Raw genomic sequence first — 25,593 nt, forward strand, 5'->3', positions numbered from 1 at the left:
TCCCGTTGCAATCCCGTTGATAGGACATGCGGACGCGTTGACAGGCTTGGCCGCCCTGTGGTCTGTACCCATCTGTATCGACGGCCACGTCGGGAGAGACCGGCTTTAGGCAGCCGGCGCCGAAGGAGCAACCGCCCCGGAAACTCTCAGGCAAAAGGACCGCGTGGCTTTGACAGCATCTGGAAAGAGGCGCCGACGGGTCTAGGCCCGGACTGCGCCCGCCGACGGGATAATACTCTCAGGCACAGCGACAGATGGGGCTTCGACTGGTTTGTCTCGGGGAATCGTCCCCGGGGAACCGCCGAGGGCCCCTGTGATGCCAGTACCCGACGACCAGAAATCTCTCCGACATACGCCCCTCCACGCCCTGCATGTGTCCCTCGGCGGCAAGATGGTGCCGTTCGCTGGCTATGACATGCCCGTACAGTACCCTGCGGGCGTGCTGAAGGAGCACCTCCATACCCGAGCCTCCGCCGGCCTGTTCGATGTCTCCCATATGGGTCAGATCGCGCTGCGCCCGAAATCGGGCAAGGTCGAGGACGCCGCCCGCGCGCTGGAACGGCTGGTGCCGCAGGACATCGTGGCGATCGCGCCCAACCGGCAGCGCTACGCCCAGTTCACCAATGAAGACGGCGGTATCCTCGACGATCTCATGGTCGCCAATTTCGGCGATCACCTGTTCCTGGTCGTCAATGCCGCCTGCAAGGACGCGGACGAGGCGCATCTGCGGGCGAATCTCTCGGGCGACTGCGTCATCGACCCCCTCGCCGACCGCGCGCTGATCGCGCTGCAGGGCCCGAAGGCCGAAACGGCGCTGGCGACATTATGTGCAGCGGCGCCGTCCATGAAATTCATGGACGCCGGTCCGCATGAGGTCGCCGGCATCAAGTGCTTCGTCTCGCGCTCCGGCTATACCGGCGAGGACGGGTTCGAGATCTCGGCTCCCGCCAGCGATGTCGAACGCCTCGCCAAGATGCTGCTGGACAATCCCGACGTGCTGCCGATCGGCCTCGGGGCCCGCGACAGCCTGCGGCTGGAAGCCGGCCTCTGCCTCTACGGCCACGACATCGACACCGCCACCACGCCGGTCGAGGCCGCCCTGGAATGGTCGGTGCAGAAGAGCCGCCGCAGCGGCGGCGCGCGCGCCGGCGGCTTTCCCGGCGCGGAGAAAATCCTGGCGCATTTCGACAACGGCGCGACCCGCCGCCGCGTCGGCCTGCGTGCCGAGGGCCGTGCGCCGGTGCGCGAGGGCGCGCTGCTGTTTGCCGACGCCGATGCGCGCGAGCCGATCGGACAAGTCACATCGGGCGGCTTCGGCCCGAGCCTGAATGCGCCGGTGGCGATGGGCTACGTGCCCACCAATCTGAGCGCGCTCGGCACCAAGCTGTTCGCCGAGGTGCGCGGCCAGCGACTGCCGCTCGCCGTCGCCGCCATGCCCTTCGTCAAAAACACCTACAAACGCTGAGGACTCGAAATGACCACGACGCTGTACACCTCCGACCACGAATGGCTGGCGATCGACGGCGATGTCGCCACCGTCGGCATCACCGACTACGCCCAGCAGCAGCTCGGCGACGTCGTGTTCGTCGAGCTGCCCAAGATCGGCCGGAGCTTGAAGAAGGCCGAAGCCGCTGCCGTGGTGGAATCGGTGAAGGCAGCCTCCGACGTCTATGCGCCTGTTACAGGCGAAGTGCTCGAGGCCAACGAGGCGCTTGCCGCCGAGCCGGCGCTGGTGAACTCGGATGCGCAGGGCGCGGCCTGGTTCTTCAAGATCAAGATTGCCGACAAGAGCGAGCTCGGCAGCCTCATGGATGAAGCCGCCTACAAGGCGCATACGGCTTAAGATGAAGAGAACGGCCGCCCCATACTCGGTGTCATCGCCCGCGCAGGCGGGCGATCCAGTACGTCGCGGCCCATCGGCTCTATCACGAACGCCTGCGTTTACTGGGTGCCCCGCCTTCGCGGGGCATGACAGCAACTCCTAGCGAGGACCCATGATGACCGCGCACCGCAAGACCAACGGCGACACCGCCGCCAGTTTCGTTCGCCGCCATATCGGCCCCTCGGCGCGCGATGTCACCGCCATGCTCGAAACCGTCAGCGCCAAGAGCGTCGACGCCCTGATGGCGGAAACGCTGCCCGCTTCGATCCGGCAGGCCGCCCCGCTCGATCTCGGCAAGCCGCTCAGCGAGACCGAGGCGATCGCGCATATGGCCGAGCTGGCGCGACAGAACCAGGTCTTCACCTCGCTGATCGGCCAGGGCTATTCCGGCACGATCCTGCCCGCGGTGATCCAGCGCAACATTCTGGAGAATCCGGCCTGGTACACCGCCTACACACCCTACCAGCCCGAGATCAGCCAGGGCCGGCTCGAGGCGCTGCTCAACTTCCAGACCATGATCTGCGACCTCACCGGGCTCGATGTCGCCAACGCCTCGCTGCTCGATGAAGCCACCGCGGCGGCCGAAGCCATGGCGCTGGCGGAGCGGCACTCGCAGGTCAAGGCAAAGGCGTTCTTCGTCGACAAGGACGTGCACCCGCAGACGCTCGCGGTGATGCGCACCCGTGCCGAGCCGCTCGGCTGGAGCCTGATCGTCGGCGACCCCCTCACCGATCTCGACAAGGCGGACGTGCTCGGCGCGCTGCTGCAATATCCGGGCTCATCGGGCGCATTGCGCGACCTCAGGCCTGCGATATCGGCGCTGAAGGCCAAGGGCGCGCTCGCGATTCTCGCCGCCGATCTCTTGGCACTGACGCTGATCGCCTCGCCCGGTGAGCTCGGGGCCGATATCGCGATCGGCTCGGCGCAGCGCTTTGGCGTGCCGATGGGCTATGGCGGACCGCACGCGGCCTATATGGCGGTGCGCGATGCACTGAAGCGCTCGCTGCCCGGCCGCATCGTCGGCCTCTCCGTGGATTCGCGTGGGGCACCGGCCTATCGCCTCGCGCTGCAGACCCGCGAGCAGCACATCCGCCGCGAGAAGGCGACCTCCAACATCTGTACCGCCCAGGTACTGCTCGCCGTGATCGCCTCGATGTACGCGGTCTATCACGGCCCCGAGGGCCTCTCGCAGATCGCGCGCAACGTGCACCGCCGTGCCGCCGTGCTGGCGAGCGGTCTGCGCAAGCTCGGCTTTGCGCCGCAGTCGGAGGCCTTCTTCGACACGCTGAGCGTCGATGCCGGCGCCAGGCGCGCCGAGATCATCGCGCGCGCGGCCGCCGAGAAGATCAATCTCGGCGTCGGTGAAACTGCCTTGCGCATTGCGCTCGACGAGACCACCACGCCGGCGACGGTCGAAGCGGTCTGGCGCGCCTTCGGCGGAACGCTTGCCTATGCCGAGATCGACGCGACCACGCGCGAGGCGCTGCCGGAGACGCTGAAGCGCACCACCGCGTTCCTCACCCATCCGGTGTTCCACGCGCATCGCTCCGAGACCGAGATGCTGCGCTACATGCGCAAGCTCAGCGATCGCGACCTCGCGCTCGACCGCGCGATGATCCCGCTCGGCTCCTGCACCATGAAGCTGAACGCGACCACCGAGATGATGCCGCTGACCTGGCCGGAATTTGCGACGCTGCACCCGTTCGTGCCGCGCGAGCAGGCGAGCGGCTATCACGCGCTGTTCGCGCGGCTGGAGAAGTGGCTGTGCGACATCACCGGCTATGACGCGATCTCGCTGCAGCCGAACTCGGGCGCGCAAGGCGAATATGCCGGGCTTTTGGCAATCCGCGGTTACCATGCCGCGCGCGGAGAGACGCACCGCAAGATCTGCCTGATCCCCTCCTCCGCCCACGGCACCAACCCGGCTTCGGCCGCGATGGTCGGCATGGACGTGGTGGTTGTGTCTTGCGAGAAGAACGGCGACGTCGATGTCAATGACTTGCGCGCCAAGGCCGAGAAGCATTCCAAGGATCTCGCCGCGGTCATGATCACCTATCCCTCGACCCATGGCGTGTTCGAGGAGCATATCCGCGAGATCTGCGACATCGTGCACGGCCATGGCGGCCAGGTCTATCTCGACGGTGCCAACCTCAACGCGCAGGTCGGCCTTTCCAGACCCGGCGATTACGGCGCCGATGTCAGCCATCTCAACCTGCACAAGACCTTTTGCATCCCGCATGGCGGCGGCGGCCCCGGCATGGGCCCGATCGGCGTGAAGGCCCATCTTGCGCCGTTCCTGCCCGGCCATCCCGCGACGAATGCTGAAGCGCCTGTCGGGCCGGTCTCGGCCGCGCCGTTCGGCTCGGCATCGATCCTGACCATCTCCTACATCTACATCCTGATGATGGGCGGCGAAGGCCTGAAGCGCGCGACCGAGATCGCGATCCTCAACGCCAACTACATCGCAGCGCGCCTCGATCCGCACTTCCCGGTGCTCTACAAGAACGCCAAGGGCCGTGTCGCCCATGAGTGCATCGTCGATCCCCGTCCGCTGAAGGTGACGTCCGGCGTCACCGTGGACGACATCGCAAAGCGCCTGATCGATTACGGCTTCCACGCCCCGACCATGAGCTTCCCGGTGCCGGGCACGCTGATGATCGAGCCGACCGAGTCGGAATCGAAGGCCGAGCTGGACCGCTTCTGCGATGCCATGATCGCGATCCGCAAGGAGATCGCCGAGGTCGAGGCCGGCCGCTTCAAGATCGAAGCCTCGCCCTTGCGTCACGCCCCGCACACCGTGCACGACATCGCGGATGACGATTGGAAGCGCGCCTACACCCGCGCTGAAGGCTGCTTCCCCCAGGGCGTCTCGCGCACCGACAAATACTGGAGCCCGGTGGGCCGCGTCGACAACGTCTACGGCGACCGCAACCTGGTGTGCTCCTGCCCGCCGGTGAGCGACTACGCGCAAGCTGCGGAGTGAGCTTCGTAGGGTGGGTTAGCAGGCGGCGGCGCGAAGCGCCGTCCGTCGGCGTAACCCGCCACGTCTGCTTCCGCGGAGACAATGTGGTGGATTACGCCTGCGGCTAATCCACCCTACAACCTGACATAAGGCTCAATCAACAACCGGCTTTCGCGATCCCATCGCCAAAGCCGTTCGTTGGTGAGAAGCGTGCCACCCCACCAGCGACGAATCGGATTATGACGCGGGAAGTCCTCTTGTCCCGCCAGCACCGCCGTCCCGAAATCGGTGAGTGACATCACGGATTGCTTATATTGCGCGAAACGGCGCGCATCGTCATGCATGTCGAGCGTGAATGGCCCCTCGTCGAGCCCGGCTACGGCCGGTACCGGGCATCGCGCGAGCCCGTCGAGCAGGACTCCGACTTCCCAGTAATCGTACACGCGCCGCTCGTTGCGCTTCTGATGACCCGGGAAGACATCGAAGGGCTGCACGCCGCCAGGCGCGATCAACTCCAGCATTCGCATCTCAGTCGCTCCAAGACCGGTGGTCACGCCCGGGAGTTCCTCGAGCAGGTCGAGGGCGCAACGCTCGAGTTGCGGAAGCAGGCTCAAATCCATCTCGATGAGCTCGAACCAAGTCTGCGGCGTGGACGCGCAATAGGCTCGCCATGCCCGACCGGCCAGTTCAACGTGATCCTGCGTAATTCTTGCAATTGGAGGATTCAGCTTCGCAAGTTGCTCCGGCGCGAGATCACCCACGGCAAAGTCCAGACGACGTATCGAGAGCTTGGAAACTGCCGCTTCCTCGGTGCCGCAATAATCGAGCAGCCAGAGCAGAAGCAATTGTGCGTTCGGCTCTGGTCCCATCCACAGTTCGGCCGTGTCGCATTCGGACAACAGATCGATCAGTCCGCGCCCCCTCACCCCAGACCTTTCCAGGAGCCAAACCGGCGTATCGTCGAGCCAGTGCAGGCCATTTGGATGAGCCACGCGCGGGGCGAAGAATGCCTCGCATTCCGTTTCGGAGAGTAGCGGTCCCCCGACCATGCGACGCTCGATCGCAATGACCAGGTCGGCAAGGCCGGCCCGTTGTATGGCGCCGGCGGCGGACGAGTCTGTCGTCACAATAAGCCGCGTCACGTCGGCCTCCTCAGGGCTTCGTCAGGACAGGGCCGTAGCGCCACAGCCGATCGTTGGTCAGATGTGTGCCGCCCCACCAGCGATCGATTGGATTATAACGGCTGAAATCCTCCTGATGGGCCAGTACAGCCTTACCGAATTCGGTCAGCGACAACCGGCTGCGGAGGTAAACCTTGTGCCGGGCTCCGAGATTGCCAAGGTCGATGATGCGTAATTCTTCGCCGAGCCCGGCCACAGCTGGCTTGGGGCCGAGGGCGAGGCCTTCGAGCAAATATCCCAGTTCGACCTCACCCCACACGTAAGTGCCCCGTAGCGAGCGTAGATGGAACAACGCATTCGTGTTTGCATACCAATGGAGCATCTCCAGAAATCGAATCTCGGTCGCACCTAGTCCGGTCAAAGGAGACGGGAGCTCTGCCAGAAGCTCGAGCAAGGCTGGCCGCAGCATCAGCAACGCGCTCAGATCGCGGTGAAGCAGATCGATGCAGGCCTCCGGGGTCGGCCCGCGGTAGGCCGACCATGCCAACTGCGCGATCTCGAACTCCTCCGCACCGACGTCCCCGACGGAAATATGGCGTTCGCCCTCAACGAAATCATAATCGGGACCAAATATCAGGTCGGAGTTCAGCAATCGCAGCCTGAGCTTCAGCGCCAATGCAGGATAGCTGCCGAGGTAATCAAGCAACCAGACCAGTTGCAGCTGGTCGCGGGCAGTCGCTCCAAACCAGAGTTCGATCTCGTCGTAAAGCTCGCAAAATTCAGCCAGCGACAATTTGCGACGCTTGGCGTCGCGGGGCCAGCGGACCCAGTCCGACCAATGTTCGGCATGGCCAAGCTCTGCGGTGTAGGCAGCCAAATAAGCTGAGAGCTTTTCCACCTGCGGGAGCGGTCCCCACTCAAAACTAAAATGGAACGGGATGACGATCTCGGCCAACCCCGATCGAACGAGATCACTCCCGCCGCCCCACCCGGTCAAGATCAGCCGCTTCATCGCACCACCTGATAAACGCAAGGCAAAACGAAAACGGGCACCGAAGACGTCGGCAACTCAACGTCTTCAGCGCCCGCTCCTCGCGAAAAACCTGGCTGTCTAAGATTTACTCGTCCGTCGGCTCCTCGCCGTCGGCGTCGCGCTCGGGCGTGCCGGCCAGGATCTGCTCGGCGATCAGGCCGGAGTTCTGGCGGATCGCGGTTTCGATCTTGGCGGTGATGTCGGGGTTGGCCTTCAAGAACGCTTTCGAGTTCTCGCGGCCCTGGCCGAGCCGCTGGCTGTCATAGGAGAACCAGGCGCCCGATTTCTCGACGATGCCGGCCTTGACGCCGAGGTCGAGGATCTCGCCCATCTTGGAGACGCCCTCGCCGTACATGATGTCGAACTCGACCTGCTTGAACGGGGGGGCCAGCTTGTTCTTGACCACCTTGACGCGCGTGGTGTTGCCGACCACCTCGTCGCGCTCCTTGATCGCGCCGATGCGGCGGATGTCGAGGCGGACGGAGGCGTAGAATTTCAGCGCGTTGCCGCCGGTGGTGGTCTCAGGCGAGCCGTACATCACACCGATCTTCATGCGGATCTGGTTGATGAAGATGACCATGGTGTTGGACTTGTTGATCGAGGCCGTGAGCTTGCGCAGCGCCTGGCTCATCAGACGGGCCTGCAGGCCCGGCAGCGCATCGCCCATCTCGCCTTCGAGCTCGGCCTTCGGCACCAGCGCCGCGACCGAATCGATCACCAGCACGTCCACCGCACCGGAGCGCACCAGCGTGTCGCAGATCTCCAGCGCCTGCTCGCCGGTGTCGGGTTGCGAGATCAGGAGCTCGTCGATGTTGACGCCAAGCTTGCGGGCATAGACCGGGTCGAGCGCGTGCTCGGCGTCGATGAAGGCGCAGATGCCGCCCTTCTTCTGCGCTTCCGCCACCGTATGCAGCGCCAGCGTGGTCTTGCCCGAGGATTCCGGCCCGTAGATCTCGACGATGCGCCCCTTGGGCAGGCCGCCGATGCCGAGCGCGATATCGAGCCCGAGCGAGCCCGACGACACCGCCTCGATGTCCATGGACCGGTCGTTCTTGCCGAGCTTCATCACCGAGCCCTTGCCGAACTGGCGCTCGATCTGGGAGAGCGCGGCAGCCAGAGCTTTACTCTTGTCCATGGAAGATCCTTCGACGATACGCAGGGCAGTGGCGGACATTGGGTCGTGCTCCTTATGGCGAGGATTCGCGTGAGGGACAAACAGTTGCGAGGCGGCGCGGCGATAAAAGCAATGTACCCTATTTGTTCCAGGTTCGCAATATGTTCTTTTTGGAATTTGGCGGCTGGCCGCGCTTCTGCCCCTACCCCCAGGTTGAATTCGGGACGTCCTAATTCCCGGTGGTGGCTCGTCGCAAGCCAGCAGCCCCACAACGTAGATCCTGCATTCTGGCCGGAACGGTGAACGTTCCGCGGACGCGGTTGCGGCCCGATCCTGGTCGACCTTCATCAGCCGGCTCGTGCCTGCGCGTTGTGCGCACAACTGAACAGACGCCGTTCCGTTTATGGATCCTAATCGATCATCACCACGCGCGGGACCGCGGCGACGATCGATGATGAAACCCCGATTGCGCTGCCGCCTTCCGCGCACGGACAGGATCGTGCCATGCTCAAGCGGCGACGCTTCAAGCAACAACTGACCCTTCAAGACCGGCTCTCCGCATGGGTGAAGCAGATCAAGGAGGACGCCGCCAGCCTGCCTCCCGGCCCCGAACGGGACGCCCTCCTCAAGAAGGCGCGCCAGGCCGAGTTGGCAAATCATCTGCACGACTGGGTCAAATCGCCCGGGCTGCAACCGCCGAAATAGCGGCGCGGCCGCAACATCCCGCCCCGACCGAAGCTGACGCGCATCGAAGACGCATGCCTGGTCGTCATAAATTCGCAATCCTGCGGCACCGAACCTTTTCGCGGTCTCAGGCCTTCTCCAGGGCGAGACCGTAACTCTGGGGATCTCAGTCATGACGGACAACGAGCATCGCGAAACAATCGGGCGCAAACCTCTGCCGCAGGCGGCGCATGAGGAGATGATGAAGTTCGAGCGCAAGGAAAACGAGTTCCGCAGGAAGGACCGCGAAGAGCGCGCCAGCGAACTCCATCTTCCCCTGAATGAAATCAAGATCCATTAGAGCCTGAAGGGGGCCGGCTTCGAAACCGACAACGTCCCGCCGGCTGACGCTTTGGTCGCCGGTCGGGATCGACCGACCCGCGCGACGGCGCGACATCGCGGGGAACGGCCCGCATGGCCCCTAGCGAGTCGCGAGCTATAACGGTATCTAAACACCGCACTCAAGCCACTGAAAGAACAACAGAATTTCCATGCGGCCTACTGTGCATGGGGTTGTTTTCCAGTTTTGAGATTGGCGGCAGGCCGTGCCCGCGATCGCCGCAGGACACGAGCACCGGCAGTGCCTGCCTTACAGCAGCGCCAGCAGCACGAGGCCGATCACCAGCACCACGAAGCCAGCCGCTGTCGCGGCGGCGAACGACCGCTCTACGTTATCCATGATGCCACCCCGTAGTCGGCGTGCCACGTTTCCCCCATGACTGCGCCGAACGGTCTGAAATCTTGCCGACCTGTGTGACCGCAGTTGTGCGAACGGATGTCGAAATTGGGACCGGTGCGGGGCCAGTCTGCGGCCTCGGCCACCGGGCGTGGAAACCTGCCGCCTGTCAGGCTGCCGTAAGCGGAGCCGGCTAGGATGATGCGGCTCTGGTGTTGCAGCCCAGCACCTCGGCCTCCAACAACTCTCTGCCCCGCTTGGCTCTCCCCAGGCGGGGCTTTTTCATACCTGGCTGCCGGCTCGCGGATCCCTCTCCTCGCGGGTCAGGCGCAGCGCGAAGGCGCGGATCGCAGGCGCCGCCAGGAGCACGATCGGCAGCATCGCGGCCCAGGCGATCAGCCACGACGCCATCCAGTGACCGACGAAGATCGCCGCGCTGCCCGCGGGCCAGCTGGCGATCCCGGCCGCGATCAGCGAAGTCAGTCCGGACTGGATGATCCCGAAGACGAAATGACTGTAGCGGCGGGGAATGCCGAGCATGACGGACCCATGTTGCTTGCCGTCATCAGGGCAAGCAAGGCACATGCCGCCGCGCGCATCGGCAACGTTGGCAGGAGCCGGTCTGCGTCGCGTATCGCGCGGCGCAACACCCGCAAACGGATGCAGCCCAGGAACTCTGTTCTTGGTCGGAGAACCACGGGGTAACTGTCCGTCAACCAACAGATTTTCCTTGCCGTGGGAATATGATGACGACCAACTTGTTTGCGATCTTGGAAGTGAATCGTGGGAGGTCACCATGAATCACAGGGGCATCGAATTCACCGTCGCCAAGACGGCGATTCCCGGAATCTGGCAATGGCAGTTCCGCATCGGCGATCAGATCAAGACGGGCAAGACCGAGACGAAAATCGATCTGCTCGCGATCCGGCGCGTGCAGCTGCGGATCGATCGGGAGCTGAAGCGATCGGCGGGGCAACGGCCTGAACCGGCCGGATAGCGCCGCGCTGATCGCGCGTGGGGCGTCTGCACTGCACCGGCGGGGGGCTGGCAGGCCCCTCGCCCCGGAATCATCCGTAGCCGCCCGGAATTGATCTGACGCTGGTTTGGGATTGGACTGCGCGCGCCCGTGGCCTTGGGGGCGAGGCCGTCACGCGCGATCGGTGCCAGCCATGCCGCTCTATTTCTTTCGTATCCGGAATGGCCGTTATTCCGGCTGCGCCGACCAGGCGACGGAATTCGCCGATCGCGATTCGGCCTGGAAAGAGATGACCAATGTCTGCGCCGACATGACCGCCGGCATTGCCCGCAAGCTCCAGGAAAATTCCGAATGGCACATGGAGCTGCTGGACGAGGCCAAGGAGCCGATATTCCGGATCCGCATCGTCGCCGAAACGCTCGACTAAAGCGCGATGCGATTAGGATGAATCGTCATCGCGCTTTAGGTTGTTGTTTAAGCATGATCTTTTCGGAAAACCGCTGCGCACTTTTCCGGATCATGCTTTAGCAAGAGCCCCTCGGGCAGGCCGGCTTCAGTCCGCGCTGGGCAGCCGCCGCATGGTGAATTCGATGTCGCCGCCGGGCAGTTCGCGCCAGGTCTCGACCGCGCTCATATAGCCGGCCTTGGGGTAGCGGGCGAAGAAGGCCTGCGCCCGTTCCCGCGCCGCCGCGCGCGGCAGCGTGAAGGTCTCGCGCAGAAAGCCGTCGCCGATCGTTTGGACGGGCTTGCCGGGCGCCTTGCGCCGGCGCGCCATCCGCTCGGCGAGATCCCGCGGACGATCGGCCATGTCCTGCCCTCCTCTACGCGCTACGCTCAGAGGCAAATGTAGGGCGTGGGCCCGCCGAAGAGGAGTCCTGTCCGAAGGCCTGTGCCGCCCCCGGACGAAGCTGTCGTCAGTTGGCGGCCGTGCCGCTCTTGGTCTTCTTCGGCGCGCTGGTTGCGGCCGATGCCTTCGGCGCCGCCGGCTGCTTCGGCGGATCGGCGCGCATGCCGCCCCAGGGATCACTGGACGACTTGGAATCCGGGATTTTCTTCAGCGTTTCCTTGTAGGCCTTCTCGCGCTCGGCCTCGAGCGCCTTCTCCTCCGGCGTCTTGCTCGGGCCGTCCTGCATCAAATTGATATTGGGCAATTGCGCATAGGCAGGTCCCGCCAGCGCTGCCAGCAGCACCGCCGCCATACGGAAAAGCTTCATCGTCTACTCCTTGATCATCCATGAGGCAGGGATCGCCCGCGCCGGGGCCGTTCGGGGCCGCTAGAGCCGATCCGACCGGCAAGATTTGGGCCCATGCAGCCAATCGTCCCAGATCGGGCCGCATCTGGTGCACCCGCTCAGCGCGAGGCCGAGCGCGATCATACAAAAGACGAGGACACACCGACGCAACATCATCCACCCGTTCCCAAGCGAGGCATCATACCGGGCCAAGTCAGGCATTTTCAAGCCGACGGGACCGCCGCGAGACCGGGTGACTTTGCTGCGCCGATGCGCTCACAATGGGACGAAACATCCGGCAATACAGGAGAGCGCGACAGCAATGCAAAGGCAGCCAGACGCCGAATTCGGCCTCCCCGACGCCAGACGCATCCTCGGCGAGGTTTTTGCGCCCTGGGTCCAGGATCTCAACCTCGCGGTCGAGCGCCTCGAGCACGCTCAGCCGGCGGACCAGCCGGACTGGCAGCCGGGCGCGCTTCTGCGCATGCCGTTTTCGGAGCGGTTGTGCCGCAACGGCGGCGTGGTCTGCGGCCAGGCCCTGATGGCGCTTGCCGACACCGCGATGGTGATCGCGATCCTTGCAGCCAATCGCGGCTATCGTCCGATGACGACGGTCGACCAGACCACGCATTTCATGCGCGCGGTGTCCTCGTCGGACGTACTGGCGGACGCGCGCGTGGTGCGGCTCGGGCGCACCATGAGCTTTGGCCGCGTCACGCTGCTCTCGGCGAGCGACAACAAGCCGGCCGCGATGGTGTCCAGCGCGTTCGCGATGCTGCCGGGCTGATCGAAAAAGCGAGAGCCGCGTGAGCGCCAAGCGCAGCGCGGCTCTCCATCACGATCGCATCGAGGCAGCAGACATCGAGGCAGGAGACATGGAGGCAGCAGACCCAGGCGCGACCGCAATCGCGCTTCGGTCCGCGCGCTTCGCGTTACTTGCCGAGCACTTCGTCAGCCGCCGTGACGATGCTGGCTGTCGGATTCTTTCCGCAATAGGCACCAAATTTCTTGGCGTTCGCGATGAACACGTCGGTGTCGATGATCGCGTTGTCCTCGTCGCCCTTGTACCAGCCGTCCATCCAGGTCAGCACGACCTGGATGTTGTCTTCGCCGCTCTCGAGGAACTGCTTGCAGCTCATGGTCGAAAGGTCCCATTTGACGGCGTGGGCGGGCATCGACGACAGCGAGAGCGCAGCGGCGAACAGAAGCGAAAGCGTGGTCTTCATCGGAATCTCCATCGGCGCCGTAACGCCATAAAAGAAAGGCTTGCGGGGGAAATCGGCGGAGAGGCTCTCCGCTCGAACGTCGTAAACGAAGTCTGAAGCGCCGTGCGAGCAGCGCCGATATTGAGTTTAGTTCAAAGTAATTTCTATGCATTACTCCATAATCATCGTGATGGACCGACGCCGATGATCGAGAAACGTACAGCGCAGCGTCACCGTGTTTTCAAGGGTGGAACGATCACCTTCGAAAACAACGGCATCGCCTGCACGGTGCGGAACATGTCGGCCGGCGGCGCGGCGATCGACCTCGACGCTCCCGTCACGTTGCCGCAATCGTTCACGCTCTCGATCGCGCGCGACGAGTTCGTACGGAATTGTCGCACAGTTTGGCGCAGTGACAAGCGCGTCGGCCTCGCCTTTGTGCAATAGCGCGCGCGATGTGAACGAGCGTTCGCATCGCATCCACAAGGCGATGATGATTGCGCGGCACGACGACGGCAACGCCAGCGCGGGCTTGCGGTCGCGGCCGCCTCGTCGTCGATCCCGCAAGTGAGGCGGCGCCGCCGGGCGCCCCGCCTGTTCTATCTCACCTTCTTGGCCGGCTCGCTGGGGCGAGCCCCACCCCAAGGGTCGTATTTGTCCTTCGGCTCGGGAATGCGCTCGAGCGCAGCCTTGTAGGCTTTCTCGTCGACCTTGGGCCCGTTGTCCACCGGCTTGGCCGCGTCCTGGGACGGCCGCCGGCCCTGCGCCTGCGCCGAGGCAGCCGTCAGTGCCAGCACGGCGGCCGCGATGACCAAAATCCTCATCGGTGCAATCCCCTTCGTCTGGGGTACAAACTAGCCCGCAAACGCGGAATAGCAAATGCCGCGGGTTCTAGGGCTTGTGGAGGCCTCAGCAAATCTTGATCGGCAAGGACTTCGCCGGACCGCATTCGTGCCTATCTGTTGGCCCGCAGGGGACTTTCACGGATGTTACGGATCATTGCTCATGCCGCGCTGCTCGCCGGCGCGCTCGCGCTTGGTGCCTGCGGCTTTGCCGACAGCCGCGCGCCGGTGCCTGAGTTCATGCGCATGAAGGAGGCCGAGCAACCGCCACCCGAAGCGCCTCCCGACGTCAAGCGTGTGGTGCGAAGAGATCGATGTGGTTTTCCTCGCCACCTCCTATCCGCGCGAGGTGCACGTCGCCCCGCCCCATCGCGAGCTGCGCGGACCGGGCTGGACCGCCTGCGTCCGCGCGCAGCTCACCTCCGCAACCGGCACCTCGCTGGGCGCCCAGACCTACATCGTGACGATCAACGGCGGGAAGGTCGTGGACCGCCGGCGGGCGGAAGCCGACGACATCTGCGGGACCGAGACATACGAGCCGGTCTAGCGCATGATCCGGAAAAGTGCGCAGCGGTTTTCCGAAAAGAGCATGCTCAAACAACAACCTAAAGCACGATGACGAATCATCCTAATCGCATCGCGCTTCAGGAACCGTCGCCACCCGCCGGTTCCGGGAAAAACGGGCATCGCGGCGGGGAACGATCGCCGCCTCCCCTTCTTGTTACCGCCGAGGGCAGTTTCGAGGAGGACATGATGAAGACATTTGCGATTGCGCTGTTGGCGGGCGTGGGCGCCTTGGCAGCCGTCTCGGGGGCGAAGGCTTCCGATATCTACACGACCAGCGAATACACCAATCCGGATCTCGTTCAGCAGGTGCGGCTCGTCTGCGACGACGCCGGCCGTTGCTATCGCACGCGCAGCGGTTCGCGCGTGATCGTGCGCGATTCCTACAACTACATGCCGCGCGAACGCTATTACGAGCGCCGCACCTATCATCGCGACTGGGATGACGGTCCGCGCGCCGGCGTCGGCATTCGCGCGCCTGGCGTCAGCGTCGGCGTTGGCGTCGACGACCGCTGGTAATCCGCGAAGGCTTGATGGTTCGGGACCGGACGAGACTATTCGCCCGGTCCCGTTCGTATGCCTCTACGAGGTGACCGCCGTCATGCGACGGTCGATTGCTGCTGGAACTGCTCGTACGCCGCGATCGCATCCGCAGCGTACATCAGCGAGGGGCCGCCGCCCATGTAGACGGCCATGCCGAGCGTCTCCTCGATCTCTTCGCGGCTCGCGCCGAGCTTGACCAGCGCCTCGACGTGAAAGCCGATGCAGCCGTCGCAATGTGCGGCGACGCCGAGCGCCAGCGCCATCAGTTCCTTGGTCTTCTTGTCCAGCGCGCCGTCACGCGTGGCGGCCTGGGCGAGTGCGGAAAATCCCTTCATCGTATCGGGAATGTCGCTGCGCAGCTTCTTCAGGTTGGCGGAGATGTTTCTGGTGATGTCGACGTAGTTCTTGTCCATCGGACCCTCGTTAGCTGGATTTGGCGGTGGTCGGAGCCTCGCGCGGCGCGCGCAAGGCGATGTAGATCGCGGGAATCACCAGCACGGTGAGCAGCGTTGACGAGGCCAGCCCGAACAGCAGCGAGATCGCCAATCCCTGGAAGATCGGATCGAGCAGGATGGTCGCGGCCCCGATCATGGCCGCAAGCGCGGTGAGCAGGATCGGCTTGAAGCGGACCGCGCCGGCCTCGAGCACCACCTCGCGCAACGACTTGCCGTCCCCGCCGCTGTGCCTGATGAAGTCGACCAGCAGGATCGAGTTGCGCACGATGATGCCGGCGAGCGCGATGAAGCCAATCATCGAGGTCGCGGTGAACGGCGCACCCAGCAGCCAGTGCCCGATCAGGATGCCGATCAGCGTCAGCGGAATCGGCGTCAGGATGACGAGCGGCAGACGGAAGCTCCTGAACTGGGCGACGACCAGCACGTAGATGCCGAGGATGGCCGCACCGAAGGCGGCACCCATGTCGCGGAAGGTCACCCAGGTGATCTCCCATTCGCCGTCCCACAGCAGCGTCGGGCGCGACTCGTCCGATGGCTGGCCGTGCAGGCTGATCGCAGGCTTCGGCAGCTTGCCCCAGTCATGGGCATCGACACGATCGGCAACCGCGAGCATGCCGTAGAGCGGCGCCTCGAAGCGTCCGGCGAGCTCGGCCATCACCATGTCGGCGAAGCGGCCGTCGCGGCGGAAGATGGTCGGCGAGCCCTCCTCCATGGTCGCCTTGACGACCTGACCGAGCTCGACCACCGTCTTGCTGCCGGGCAAGGTGTTGGCCGGCACCGGCGTCGAGGCCAGCGCCTCGTCCCAGACCAGATCGCGCTTTCCGAGATGCACCGCGATCTCGATCGGGTTGCGGTCCTCGCCGCGATGCGAATAGCCGATCGAGGTGCCGCCGAACAGCGCCTGGATGGTGTCGTAGACGTCGCGCTGCTCGACGCCGAAGAATTCGAGCCGGTCCTGGTCGATCGAGAGCCGCAGCCGTGGCCGCTTCTCGCCGATGGAATCGTCGATGTCGACGATGAAAGGCACTTCCGCGAAGACCTTCTTGAGTTCCGCCGCGACCGCACGGCGCGTGGTCGCATCGGGACCGTAGACCTCGGCGAGCAGCGTCGACAGCACCGGCGGCCCGGGCGGCACTTCGACCACCTTGATGCTGGTGCCCGCGGGCGGATCGAGCGCCTTCAGCTTCTCGCGCAGCTCGAGCGCGATCTCATGGCTGGCGCGCTTGCGCTCGCCGCGCGCAGCCAGGTTGACCTGCACTTCGCCGAGCTCGGGCCTCTGGCGCAAATAATAGTGCCGCACCAGACCGTTGAAATTGAACGGCGCCGGCGTGCCGGCATAGGATTGCAGCGAGGTGACCTCCGGCAATTGCCGCGCGATCGCGGCCGCGCCGAACAGCGTACGCTCGGTCGCCTCCAGGCTCGCGCCTTCCGGCAGGTCGACGACCACGGCGATCTCGGACTTGTTGTCGAACGGCAGAAGCTTGACCGTCACCGACTTGGTCGCAAACAGCGTCATCGACAGCAGCGTCGCGATGCCGACGCCGAGCAGGAAGATCCAGGCCGACCGCTTGCTCCGCACGATCGGCGTGGCGAAACGCCGGTAGAGCCGGCCGAGCCGGCCTTCGTCGTGCTCCGCGTGCGCTGAGACAACCTCGCCCCTCGGCGCGAGCTTGAGCATCAGCCAGGGCGCGACCACCATCGCGACGAAGAACGAGAACAGCATGGCGGCCGACGCGTTCGCCGGGATCGGCGCCATATAGGGGCCCATCAGGCCCGACACGAACAACATCGGCAGCAGCGCGGCGACCACGGTCAGCGTCGCGACGATGGTGGGGTTGCCGACCTCCGCCACCGCCTCGATGGTGGCCTGCAGGCGCGGCCGGCCGTCGCGCATGCCCCAGTGCCGCGCGATGTTCTCGACGACGACGATGGCGTCGTCGACGAGAATGCCGATGGAGAAGATCAGCGCGAACAGGCTGACGCGGTTGATGGTGTAGCCCATGAGGTTGGCGGCGAACATCGTCAGCAGGATCGTCGTGGGAATCACGACGAACGTCACCAGCGCCTCGCGCCAGCCGATCGCGATCGCGATCAGGACGACGATCGAGACGGTCGCAAGGCCGAGGTGGAACAGCAGCTCGTTGGCCTTCTCGTTGGCGGTCTCGCCGTAATCGCGCGTCACCGTCACCCGGACGTCCTCGGGGATCAGGCGCGACTTCAATCCTTCGAGGCGCCCCGCGATATTCTCGGACACGACGACCGCATTGGCGCCGGCCCGCTTGGCCAGCGCCAGGCTGACGGCGGGCGTGCGCGCCCACTGCCCGGCGGCCCCGCGCGAATCCGTCCAGACGCGATGCTCGATGGTGCTCGGACCGACGACGACAGAGGCGACGTCCTTGACGTAGACCGGCCGGCCGTCGCGGCTCGTGATCAGCAATAGTCCGATGTCGGGAATGCCGGACAGCGTCTGCCCCGCCGCGACGCCTCGCACGATGCCGGCATCGCGAACCTGACCGGCCAGGAACGAGCGGTTGGCGTCCTTGACCTTGGCCACGAGCTGCTGAAGCGTGACGCCGAACAGCGACAGCTTCTCCGGATCGGGCTCGACCCGGATCTGTTGCGCGGCGCCGCCGGATATGTAGGTCAGACCGATATCGTCGACCTTCATCAGCTCCGCGCGCAGCTTGTCGGCGAGCTCGTACAGATCCTTGTCGGTCCAGCGGCTGGCAACCTCCGGCTTCGGCGACAGCGTCAACACCGTCACCGCGACGTCATTGATGCCCCGGCCGACGATCAGCGGTTCGGGGATGCCGACGGGAATGCGGTCGAGGTTGGCGCGGATCTTCTCGTGCACCCGCAGGATGGCATCCTCGAACTTGGTGCCGACCAGGAAACGCGCGGTGACCATCACGCGGTCGTCCTCGGTCTGGCTGTAGACGTGTTCGACGCCGTCGATGCCCTTGACGATCGATTCGAGCGGCTTGCTCACCAGCTCCACCGCGTCGGGCGCGCGCAGGCCGTCGGCATTGACGCGGATATCCACCATGGGAACGCTGATCTGCGGCTCCTCCTCGCGGGGGATCGCCACGACGGCGATCAGCCCCACGACCAGCGCCCCGATCAGGAACAGCGGGGTCAGCGGCGAAGCGATGGTCGACCGGGTCAACCGTCCTGACAGTCCGAGATTCACGGCTTCACCAATTGGTCGCCGGCCTGGATGCCCGACAGGATTTCGAGGCCGTCGGGAAGCGAAGGCGTCGGCATGTCGCGGCCGCGCTGCACCGGCACGTCGACCGTCACGTCGCCTTTCCGGAGCCGGACATAGTCGATGCCGAACCGGGTCGTCACATAGCCCGAAGGGATGACCAAAGCCGTCCGCGTTCCCGCGGCGACCCAGACCCGCAAGCGGTCGCCGACGAAATATTCGCCGAGCCCCTCGACGGTCGCATCCGCGATAACGCGCCCCTCCTCGATCTGAGGATAGACGAGGTCGATCACGCCCCATTTCGAGGCCTCTCCCGCCAGCTCCGCGCCATCGACGCGGACCTTGTCGCCGGCCTTGAGGAAGCGCGCGTGGCGCTCCGGCACGCGCAGCCGCAGCTTAAAGTTCTGCTGGGCGACGGTCACGATCGGATCGCCCGCGAGCACGACGGATCCCACGGTGATCAGCCGTTTCAGCACACGCCCGTCCGCCGGCGCGAGCACCTGTCCCTGGTTGAGCTGCTCGTTGATGACGGCACGCTCCGCGGACCTGGCGCGCAGGCCGTTGTCGGCGACGTTGAGCGCGGTGCGCTGCTCGTCCAGCTTGATCCGCGGCAGGATACCGCGCTCGACCAGCCCCTCGGTTCGGGTGAAGTCGAGTTGCGCCTGGTTGGCCTGCGCCTGCAACGCCTCGATCTGGGCGTCCAGCGATTTCATCTGCAGCACGAGTTTCTCGTCACCGATGGTCGCGATCGCCTGGCCGGCGGCGACGCGATCCCCTTCACGGACCTTGAGCTGAGCCACCGTGCCGCCGATGCGTCCGCGCGCGGGCACCACGCTGGTGCTTTCGACCGTGGCGAATACCGCCTTCTCGTCCGCGATCGATTGCCGCGCGACCACGAGTGTTTCGGCTGCCGTCGCGGGTGTTGCAGACCAGCCTATCGCCGCGAAAGCAGCCAGCAGGCCCAAATATCTCGCCATATATCGCATGGGACTCTTCCGTATCACGACCAAAGCATCACCACGCCGCGGCGCAGCTCATTTCATCCGCATCGGAGAGAAGCGTGTTGATCCTGGTCAAGGCGCCCTTCCCCGAACTCTCGTAGGTCTGCTCCTGGCGGACTTCGGTGCGCAGAACGCTTGGTAGAGCGTCTTCAAGACCTCACGCGCCGGTTCGCTGGCGATCGAATAAAAGATCGTCTGCGCCTCGCGTCTGGATGCGACCAGGCCATCCTTGCGAAGGAGCGCAAGATGCTGGGAGACCGTGGAGTCGCGCAGGCTGAGGAACTCGGCCAGCTCGCCGACCGACCGCTCGCCGTCGATCAGCTGACAGATGATGAGCAGACGGTGACGGTTCGAGAGCGCCTTGAGCAGCTCGCTCGCCTGATCCGCCGCCCGCTCCATGACATCGCTATTTATTTTCATACTTGCGTATATACGAAATTACGAATATATAGTCAAGCGCTGCACGACGGCCGGAACTAAATCGGCGGAGCGGCCTGGTCCAACGGAGGATACCCATGGCGGAAGTTGTCGTAATCGGAGCCGGTCTGAGCGGAACGCTGATGGCCTATGAATTGCTGCCCCAGTTGCGAAAGGAGGACCGCCTCAGCGTCATCTCGCAAGGCACGGTCTATCATTTCGTGCCCTCGAATCCGTGGGTGGCCGTCGGCTGGCGCAAGCGCGAAGAGATCGAGATCGATCTCGCCGACGTCATGAAACGCAAGGGCGTGCGGCTGCTGACGCAGGGCGCAAAGCGCGTCCAACCCGGGGAGAACCGTGTCGAGCTCGGTGACGGCACGTCGATCGACTATGATTATCTGGTCGTCGCGACCGGTCCCGAGCTGGCGTTCGACGAGATTCCGGGTCTCGGGCCGCTGGGCCATACCCAGTCGATCTGCCACGTCGATCACGCCGCGCATGCCCGTGACGCCCTGGAGAAGCTCGCGGCCAATCCTGGCCCGGTCGTGATCGGCGCTGTCCAGGGCGCCTCCTGCTTCGGGCCGGCCTACGAGTTCTTGTTCATCCTGGAAACGGAGCTACGCCGGCGGAAGCTGCGCGACCGGGTGCCGATGACGTTCGTCACCTCGGAGCCCTATATCGGCCATCTCGGTCTCGACGGCGTCGGTGATACCAAGGGGCTCCTGGAAAGCGAGATGCGCGAGAAGCACATCAAATGGATCACCAACGCCCGCGTCGACAATGTCGCCCCCGGCGTGATGTCGGTGGAGGAATTTGCCGACGACGGCACGTCTCGCAAGGCTCATGAGCTGCCATTCGCCTATTCGATGATGTTGCCCGCCTTTCGCGGCGTCGAAGCGGTGCGCGGCATCGAGAAGCTGACCAATCCGCGCGGCTTCGTCATCGTCGACAAGCATCAGCAGAACCCGGCCTTTCCCAATATCTTTGCAGTCGGCGTCTGCGTTGCGATCGCGCCGGTCGGCGCGACGCCCGTGCCGGTGGGCGTGCCCAAGACCGGCTTCATGATCGAATCCATGGTGACGGCGACCGCGATCAACATCGGCGCCCTGCTCCACGGCAAGGCGCCGACGGCGCAGCCAACCTGGAACGCGATCTGCCTCGCCGACTTCGGCGATTCCGGCGTCGCCTTCCTCGCGCAGCCGCAGATCCCGCCGCGCAACGTCAATTGGTCCTCCAAGGGCGAATGGGTGCACTTCGCCAAGGTCGCCTTCGAGAAATACTTCCTGCGCAAGATGCGGCGCGGCGAGAGCGAGCCGTTCTACGAGCGATTCCTGCTCGACAGGCTGAACATCGCCAAGATCAAGGAGGTACGAACCGGCACATGAGCACGACACGCCAGATCGTCTGCGGACATTGCGGGCGCATCAACCGCCTGCCCGCCGAGCGCGCACCGGACGGTGCGCGCTGCGGCGCCTGTCACCAGCCGATGTTCACCGGCCAGCCGATCGAGGTGGACGAAGCCGCCTTCGGCCGTCACGTCGCCAGCAACGACATTCCCGTGCTCGTCGACGTCTGGGCACCATGGTGCGGACCCTGCCGCGCCATGGCCCCGATGTTCGCGCGCGCGGCGCAACAGCTCGAGCCCGGCGTGCGACTGTTGAAGCTGAATTCAGACAACTCACCCGCCTTGTCGTCGCAGTTGAGCATCAGCGGCATTCCGACGCTGCTGCTGATGCACGGCGGCCGCGAGATCGCCCGCCATTCCGGCGCGATGGATGCGCGCAGCATCGTCGCCTGGACCGAAGCCAACCTGAACCGTTCGTAACGTCGCAAGATCAAAAAAGGAGCCTGCCATGAATGTCGATAAAGCCGTTCTCGCGTTTGCGGGATTCGTCGTCCTGCTCGGTCTCGCACTGGGCACCTATGTGAATGCGTATTGGTATCTGCTGACGGCGTTTGCCGGACTGAACATGCTGCAGGCCTCGTTCACGGGCTTCTGCCCGGCCGCGATCGTGTTCAGGAAGCTGGGCCTGAGCAGCGGCTGCGCGTTCTCCTGAACGCGCGCGGATGCAGCCTGTAATGCGGGGGAATTTGCCATGACCGACGACACCTTCATCGAGGGGCCTCTCTACGAGAAGCGTAGAAAGGTCTATCCGCAGTCGGTCCACGGGCCGTTCCGCCGCATCAAATGGGCGATCCTCTGCGTCACGCTCGGGATCTATTATCTCCTGCCGTTCGTGCGCTGGAATCGCGGGCCCGGCCTGCCCGATCAGGCCGTGCTGATCGATCTGCCGCATCGCCGCTTCTATTTCTTCTTCATCGAGCTGTGGCCGCAGGAGGTGTATTACTTCACCGGCCTGCTCATCCTCGCGGCGATGATGCTGTTTCTGATGAACGCGGTCGCGGGGCGATTGTGGTGCGGTTATCTGTGCCCACAGACGGTGTGGACCGACCTGTTCTATGCGGTCGAGCGCTGGGTCGAGGGCGACCGGCGCGAGCGCATGCAGGGCGACAAGCGCTACTGGACGTTCGACCACATCCGAAAGGTCGCGCTGAAGCATTTTCTCTGGATCATGATCGCCTGGTGGACCGGCGGCGCATGGGTGCTCTATTTCGACGATGCGCCGACGCTGGTGAAGGAGCTCGCGACCTTCCAGGCTCCGTTCATCGCCTATCTCTGGATCGGGATCCTGACTGCAACGACCTATGTTTTCGCCGGCCACGCCCGTGAGCAGATGTGCATCTACATGTGCCCGTGGCCGCGCATCCAGGCGGCCTTGACCGACGAATGGGCGCTCAACGTCACCTATCGCCGCGACCGCGGCGAGCCGCGCATGTCGGTGAAGAAGGCAGAAGCTGCCCGCGCCCATGGCGATTTCGCCGGCGATTGCGTCGATTGCCACCAGTGCATCAATGTCTGCCCAACAGGCGTCGACATCCGACACGGCATCCAGCTCGGCTGCATCCAGTGCGGCCTGTGCATCGACGCCTGCGACAACGTCATGAGCGAGATTGGCCGGCCCAAAGGTCTGATCGGCTATGACACCGACATCAACATGCAGCGCCGTCGCGAGGGCAAGCCGCCGATCTATCGCATCGTCCGCGCGCGGACGGTGATCTACGCCGCGGCGATCGCCATCGTCGGCAGCATCATGCTGTACACGCTGGCCACGCGCGCGACCATGGACGTCAACGTGCTGCACGAGCGCAATCCGCTGTTCGTCCAGCTGTCGGACGGCGGGGTCCGCAACGATTACACCGTGCGCATTCTCAACAAGGGCGCGCAGCGATCGTTCGCGATCGAGGTCTTCGGGCTGCCCGGCGCGGCCATTCGCGTTGCCGGCATCGAGGCCGCGCCCGACGGCAAGCCCGTCGTCGAGGTCGGGCAGGACCAGACCCGCGAGGTCCGGCTGTCGGTGCAGGTCGGGCCCGCCGACCTGCCGAAAGCCTCGCGCGATCTCGAGGTCACGATCACCGATACCGCCGGCGGTGGCCGGGCGAGCGCCCGCGACCATTTCTTGCCCGGTGACAAGTAGGGTCTGGATTGAGCATCCGGCAACGGATGCTCAATGAGACGTTAACATTACCGTTCGAATTGAGACGGCGCGCCAACGGTATTTTCCAATCTTTGCGCTAAGCATGGCCCCGTGACGCAGGCTTTGCCCGCGCATGAACGGGACGAGGGGACGTGGTCGACATCGCGCAGCAGGCAGCGATTCATCCGGCATCCGCAAAGGACGCCGCGGCCGCGCGCGTCCCGCTCACTACGATCGACCCCGGCCAGTGGCGCGCCCTCGCCCAGCGCGCGGTCGAGCCGAACGGTTATTACCTGCCCGCCTGGGCGCTTGCCGTCAGCGCCACCGCGCGGAGCCGCACCAACGCCTCTGCACTGCCTGCATTCGACAAGACTTCGTCGCGGCTGATCGGACTGATGCCGGTGATCTCGCTGTGGCGGGCCTGCAAGATTCCCCTGCCCGCCCTGGTGAGCGCGCACCCCTACGGCACGTTGTGCAGCCCGCTGATCGATCGCGACGCTCCGATCGAGGCAGCCACGCAAGTGTTGCAGGATGCGCGCAAGGCCGGCGCACATGCGCTCGTGCTGAACGACGTCGCGCTCGACGGCGCTGCGATGCATGCGCTCAAGCAGGCCTTGAGCCGCGACGGACTGAAGCCGCGCATCCTGTCCTCCTACCTCCGCGCCAGCCTCGACGCGACCCAGGACGACGAAACGCTGCTGCGCGACGCGCTCGGCAGCAAGAAGCTCAAGGAGCTGCGCCGCCTGCGCCATCGCCTCGAAGAGCACGGCCCCGTTGCGTTCGACGTCGCACGCCGGCCCGACGAGATCGGGCCCGCGCTTGAAACGTTCCTGCAGCTCGAAGCCAGCGGCTGGAAGGGCAAGCGCGGCACCGCGCTGGTCCAGCATGCCGGCGATGCGGCCTTCATCCGCCGCGCCGTGCCGGCGTTGGCGGAAACCGCGCAGTGCGAGATCATCACGCTTCGCGCCGGCACGAGGCCGGTGGCGGCCGGCATCGTGCTGCGCCACCAGGATCGCGCCTTCTTCTTCAAGCTCGGCATCGACGAGCGCTTTGCCAGATATTCGCCGGGCGTGCAGCTCACACTCGAGCTCACCCGCCATCTCTGCGCCGATCCCGCCATCGCCAGCGCGGATTCCACCGCAAGCGCCGACCATCCCATGATCAACCCGATCTGGCGGGGACGTTTCGCGATCGGCGACGTGCTGATCCCGCTGCGGCGGCACGATCCGGTCGTGGCGCTCATTCACGGAGCACTGGTGGGCTTCAACACCGCGCACGAGACCGCGCGACGCCTGGTTCGCCGCCTCCGCAGATAAGCGAACGCTATTCCGCCGCCTGCGCGTTGATCTCCGCCGAGACCTGGCGGATGGCGCGCGCGAGCAGGTTCGGATCCTGCGCGCCGGAGACCGCGTATTTCTGCGCGAAGACATAGGTCGGCACGCCGGAGATACCCTTCTCGGCGGCCTCCTGGGCGTCCGCCGAGACGCGCGCGACGTCCTCGTCGGTGGCAAGGCGCTTGCGCACGTCCTCGGCATCGAGGCCGATATCGGCGGCCGCCTGCACCAGCACGTTCACATCGGTGAGATCGCCGCCGTCGCGGAAATACAGCTCCATCAGGCGCTGCTTCATCTCCGGCGCCTTGCCGATCGCCTCCGCCCACAGGATCAGACGATGGCAGTCGGTGGTGTTGGGCTGACGCGCGACGAGCTCGGGCTTGTAGACGAGGCCCTCCTCGCTTGCGGCCGCAACGACACGCCCCGCAATGCCCTTATAGGCCTCGACCGAGCCGAACTTCTGGGTGAGATAGGCCTCGCGGCTGATGCCCTCGCGCGGCACCCACGGATTGAGGAAGAAGGGGCGGAAATTGAGCTTGACCGGGACATCAGGAACGAGCGCCAGCGCGCTCTCGATCCGGTGCTTGCCGATATAGCACCAGGGGCACACCACGTCGGAGACGACGTCGATCTGGAGCGGTTTCAGCGTGCTCATGTCAGGCGCCTCCTTCGGGCGGGTCACGGGTTCGCCGGAAGATAAGCCGAACCGGAGGAGGCGCAAGGCACCCCTCCTGCATGGCTCACGACTGCACCTCTGCGGTTATTGTGACGG

The 25,593-nt window shown here is 64.9% G+C and carries 29 protein-coding genes and 1 riboswitch; of the genes, 16 read left to right on the plus strand and 13 right to left on the minus strand.

Annotated elements, in window-relative coordinates; translation table 11 throughout:
* The first annotated feature begins 80 nt into the window (after positions 1–80).
* Positions 81–171: riboswitch (glycine riboswitch) on the plus strand.
* 145 nt (positions 172–316) lie between these two features.
* From gcvT to gcvP, 3 genes are all read left to right on the plus strand, one after another.
* Positions 317–1,465 carry a glycine cleavage system aminomethyltransferase GcvT gene (gene gcvT / locus AC066S_RS21055; RefSeq protein ID WP_126260840.1) on the plus strand — a complete coding sequence of 383 codons (1,149 nt, stop codon included), beginning with the start codon at positions 317–319 and terminating at the stop codon, positions 1,463–1,465.
* Positions 1,466–1,474: 9 nt separating this feature from the next.
* Entirely contained in the window at positions 1,475–1,843 is a 369-nt protein-coding gene (gcvH, locus tag AC066S_RS21060; protein ID WP_478270510.1) for a glycine cleavage system protein GcvH, read from the plus strand.
* Positions 1,844–1,997: 154 nt separating this feature from the next.
* The gene (gene gcvP / locus AC066S_RS21065) at positions 1,998–4,865 is read left to right on the plus strand and encodes an aminomethyl-transferring glycine dehydrogenase (RefSeq protein WP_478270578.1); all 2,868 of its coding nucleotides are present in this window, start codon (positions 1,998–2,000) and stop codon (positions 4,863–4,865) included.
* Positions 4,866–4,978: 113 nt separating this feature from the next.
* On the opposite strand, the gene AC066S_RS21070 is transcribed toward gcvP, so the two are convergent.
* From AC066S_RS21070 to recA, 3 genes are all read right to left on the minus strand, one after another.
* Entirely contained in the window at positions 4,979–5,986 is a 1,008-nt protein-coding gene (locus tag AC066S_RS21070) for a hypothetical protein (protein WP_478270511.1), read from the minus strand.
* 10 nt (positions 5,987–5,996) lie between these two features.
* Entirely contained in the window at positions 5,997–6,977 is a 981-nt protein-coding gene (locus AC066S_RS21075) for a DUF1835 domain-containing protein (RefSeq protein ID WP_135169156.1), read from the minus strand.
* 106 nt (positions 6,978–7,083) lie between these two features.
* Positions 7,084–8,172, minus strand: a complete 1,089-nt coding sequence (gene recA / locus AC066S_RS21080; RefSeq protein WP_126260835.1) for a recombinase RecA — start codon at positions 8,170–8,172, stop codon at positions 7,084–7,086.
* Between the two features lie 444 nt (positions 8,173–8,616).
* Between recA and AC066S_RS21085 the strand changes: the two genes are divergently transcribed.
* Both AC066S_RS21085 and AC066S_RS21090 read left to right on the plus strand, forming a co-directional pair.
* Positions 8,617–8,817, plus strand: coding sequence for a hypothetical protein (locus AC066S_RS21085; protein ID WP_126260834.1), 201 nt, complete (start codon positions 8,617–8,619; stop codon positions 8,815–8,817).
* A gap of 151 nt (positions 8,818–8,968) precedes the next feature.
* Positions 8,969–9,136 carry a hypothetical protein gene (locus AC066S_RS21090; protein ID WP_164718981.1) on the plus strand — a complete coding sequence of 56 codons (168 nt, stop codon included), beginning with the start codon at positions 8,969–8,971 and terminating at the stop codon, positions 9,134–9,136.
* 657 nt (positions 9,137–9,793) lie between these two features.
* On the opposite strand, the gene AC066S_RS21095 is transcribed toward AC066S_RS21090, so the two are convergent.
* Complete coding sequence (locus AC066S_RS21095) at positions 9,794–10,051, minus strand: DUF2798 domain-containing protein (RefSeq protein ID WP_478270512.1); 258 nt, start codon at positions 10,049–10,051, stop codon at positions 9,794–9,796.
* Positions 10,052–10,307: 256 nt separating this feature from the next.
* On the opposite strand from AC066S_RS21095, the gene AC066S_RS21100 reads away from it, so the two are divergent.
* Both AC066S_RS21100 and AC066S_RS21105 read left to right on the plus strand, forming a co-directional pair.
* Entirely contained in the window at positions 10,308–10,508 is a 201-nt protein-coding gene (locus AC066S_RS21100) for a hypothetical protein (protein ID WP_126260947.1), read from the plus strand.
* 172 nt (positions 10,509–10,680) lie between these two features.
* Complete coding sequence (locus tag AC066S_RS21105) at positions 10,681–10,914, plus strand: DUF6894 family protein (protein WP_126260833.1); 234 nt, start codon at positions 10,681–10,683, stop codon at positions 10,912–10,914.
* Between the two features lie 126 nt (positions 10,915–11,040).
* Here the strand turns inward: AC066S_RS21105 and AC066S_RS21110 are convergent, their stop codons facing one another.
* Both AC066S_RS21110 and AC066S_RS21115 read right to left on the minus strand, forming a co-directional pair.
* Positions 11,041–11,295, minus strand: coding sequence for a hypothetical protein (locus AC066S_RS21110; protein ID WP_135169154.1), 255 nt, complete (start codon positions 11,293–11,295; stop codon positions 11,041–11,043).
* A 106-nt stretch (positions 11,296–11,401) separates the two neighbouring features.
* Positions 11,402–11,701 carry a hypothetical protein gene (locus AC066S_RS21115; RefSeq protein ID WP_126260831.1) on the minus strand — a complete coding sequence of 100 codons (300 nt, stop codon included), beginning with the start codon at positions 11,699–11,701 and terminating at the stop codon, positions 11,402–11,404.
* A gap of 340 nt (positions 11,702–12,041) precedes the next feature.
* Here AC066S_RS21115 and AC066S_RS21120 point away from each other — a divergent pair, with 340 nt between their 5' ends.
* Complete coding sequence (locus AC066S_RS21120; RefSeq protein ID WP_478270513.1) at positions 12,042–12,506, plus strand: PaaI family thioesterase; 465 nt, start codon at positions 12,042–12,044, stop codon at positions 12,504–12,506.
* 145 nt (positions 12,507–12,651) lie between these two features.
* Here AC066S_RS21120 and AC066S_RS21125 read toward each other — a convergent pair whose 3' ends face one another.
* Entirely contained in the window at positions 12,652–12,945 is a 294-nt protein-coding gene (locus AC066S_RS21125) for an HdeA family protein (RefSeq protein ID WP_164718979.1), read from the minus strand.
* A 120-nt stretch (positions 12,946–13,065) separates the two neighbouring features.
* On the opposite strand from AC066S_RS21125, the gene AC066S_RS21130 reads away from it, so the two are divergent.
* Positions 13,066–13,371 (plus strand): PilZ domain-containing protein, encoded by a 306-nt coding sequence (locus AC066S_RS21130; protein WP_235885065.1) that lies wholly within the window; start codon positions 13,066–13,068, stop codon positions 13,369–13,371.
* A gap of 152 nt (positions 13,372–13,523) precedes the next feature.
* On the opposite strand, the gene AC066S_RS21135 is transcribed toward AC066S_RS21130, so the two are convergent.
* Complete coding sequence (locus AC066S_RS21135; protein ID WP_126260827.1) at positions 13,524–13,748, minus strand: hypothetical protein; 225 nt, start codon at positions 13,746–13,748, stop codon at positions 13,524–13,526.
* A 334-nt stretch (positions 13,749–14,082) separates the two neighbouring features.
* On the opposite strand from AC066S_RS21135, the gene AC066S_RS21140 reads away from it, so the two are divergent.
* Positions 14,083–14,313: a hypothetical protein gene (locus AC066S_RS21140; protein WP_478270514.1), complete on the plus strand. Its 231-nt coding sequence runs from the start codon at positions 14,083–14,085 to the stop codon at positions 14,311–14,313.
* A gap of 203 nt (positions 14,314–14,516) precedes the next feature.
* The gene (locus tag AC066S_RS21145) at positions 14,517–14,849 is read left to right on the plus strand and encodes a hypothetical protein (RefSeq protein ID WP_126260825.1); all 333 of its coding nucleotides are present in this window, start codon (positions 14,517–14,519) and stop codon (positions 14,847–14,849) included.
* Positions 14,850–14,929: 80 nt separating this feature from the next.
* Here the strand turns inward: AC066S_RS21145 and AC066S_RS21150 are convergent, their stop codons facing one another.
* The 4 genes from AC066S_RS21150 to AC066S_RS21165 form a co-directional block, all read right to left on the minus strand.
* Complete coding sequence (locus AC066S_RS21150; protein WP_126260824.1) at positions 14,930–15,286, minus strand: carboxymuconolactone decarboxylase family protein; 357 nt, start codon at positions 15,284–15,286, stop codon at positions 14,930–14,932.
* Between the two features lie 10 nt (positions 15,287–15,296).
* Entirely contained in the window at positions 15,297–18,518 is a 3,222-nt protein-coding gene (locus tag AC066S_RS21155; protein ID WP_478270515.1) for an efflux RND transporter permease subunit, read from the minus strand.
* Positions 18,515–19,510 carry an efflux RND transporter periplasmic adaptor subunit gene (locus AC066S_RS21160; RefSeq protein WP_478270516.1) on the minus strand — a complete coding sequence of 332 codons (996 nt, stop codon included), beginning with the start codon at positions 19,508–19,510 and terminating at the stop codon, positions 18,515–18,517. The genes AC066S_RS21155 and AC066S_RS21160 overlap by 4 nt, the downstream gene beginning before the upstream one ends.
* 96 nt (positions 19,511–19,606) lie before the next feature.
* Positions 19,607–19,954, minus strand: a complete 348-nt coding sequence (locus AC066S_RS21165) for an ArsR/SmtB family transcription factor (protein WP_478270517.1) — start codon at positions 19,952–19,954, stop codon at positions 19,607–19,609.
* 95 nt (positions 19,955–20,049) lie between these two features.
* Here AC066S_RS21165 and AC066S_RS21170 point away from each other — a divergent pair, with 95 nt between their 5' ends.
* The 5 genes from AC066S_RS21170 (at position 20,050) to AC066S_RS21190 (ending at position 24,803) form a co-directional block, all read left to right on the plus strand.
* Positions 20,050–21,336, plus strand: coding sequence for an NAD(P)/FAD-dependent oxidoreductase (locus AC066S_RS21170; protein ID WP_478270518.1), 1,287 nt, complete (start codon positions 20,050–20,052; stop codon positions 21,334–21,336).
* Entirely contained in the window at positions 21,333–21,776 is a 444-nt protein-coding gene (trxC, locus tag AC066S_RS21175; RefSeq protein WP_478270519.1) for a thioredoxin TrxC, read from the plus strand. The genes AC066S_RS21170 and trxC overlap by 4 nt, the downstream gene beginning before the upstream one ends.
* A 28-nt stretch (positions 21,777–21,804) precedes the next feature.
* Positions 21,805–22,008, plus strand: a complete 204-nt coding sequence (locus AC066S_RS21180) for a YgaP family membrane protein (protein WP_028181089.1) — start codon at positions 21,805–21,807, stop codon at positions 22,006–22,008.
* A gap of 39 nt (positions 22,009–22,047) precedes the next feature.
* The gene (gene ccoG, locus AC066S_RS21185) at positions 22,048–23,487 is read left to right on the plus strand and encodes a cytochrome c oxidase accessory protein CcoG (protein ID WP_135169146.1); all 1,440 of its coding nucleotides are present in this window, start codon (positions 22,048–22,050) and stop codon (positions 23,485–23,487) included.
* Between the two features lie 152 nt (positions 23,488–23,639).
* Entirely contained in the window at positions 23,640–24,803 is a 1,164-nt protein-coding gene (locus AC066S_RS21190; RefSeq protein ID WP_478270520.1) for a GNAT family N-acetyltransferase, read from the plus strand.
* A gap of 7 nt (positions 24,804–24,810) precedes the next feature.
* Here the strand turns inward: AC066S_RS21190 and AC066S_RS21195 are convergent, their stop codons facing one another.
* Entirely contained in the window at positions 24,811–25,476 is a 666-nt protein-coding gene (locus tag AC066S_RS21195) for a DsbA family oxidoreductase (protein WP_135169144.1), read from the minus strand.
* Positions 25,477–25,593 lie beyond the last annotated feature (117 nt).

The organism is Bradyrhizobium sp. CFUWI (assembly GCF_056429085.1).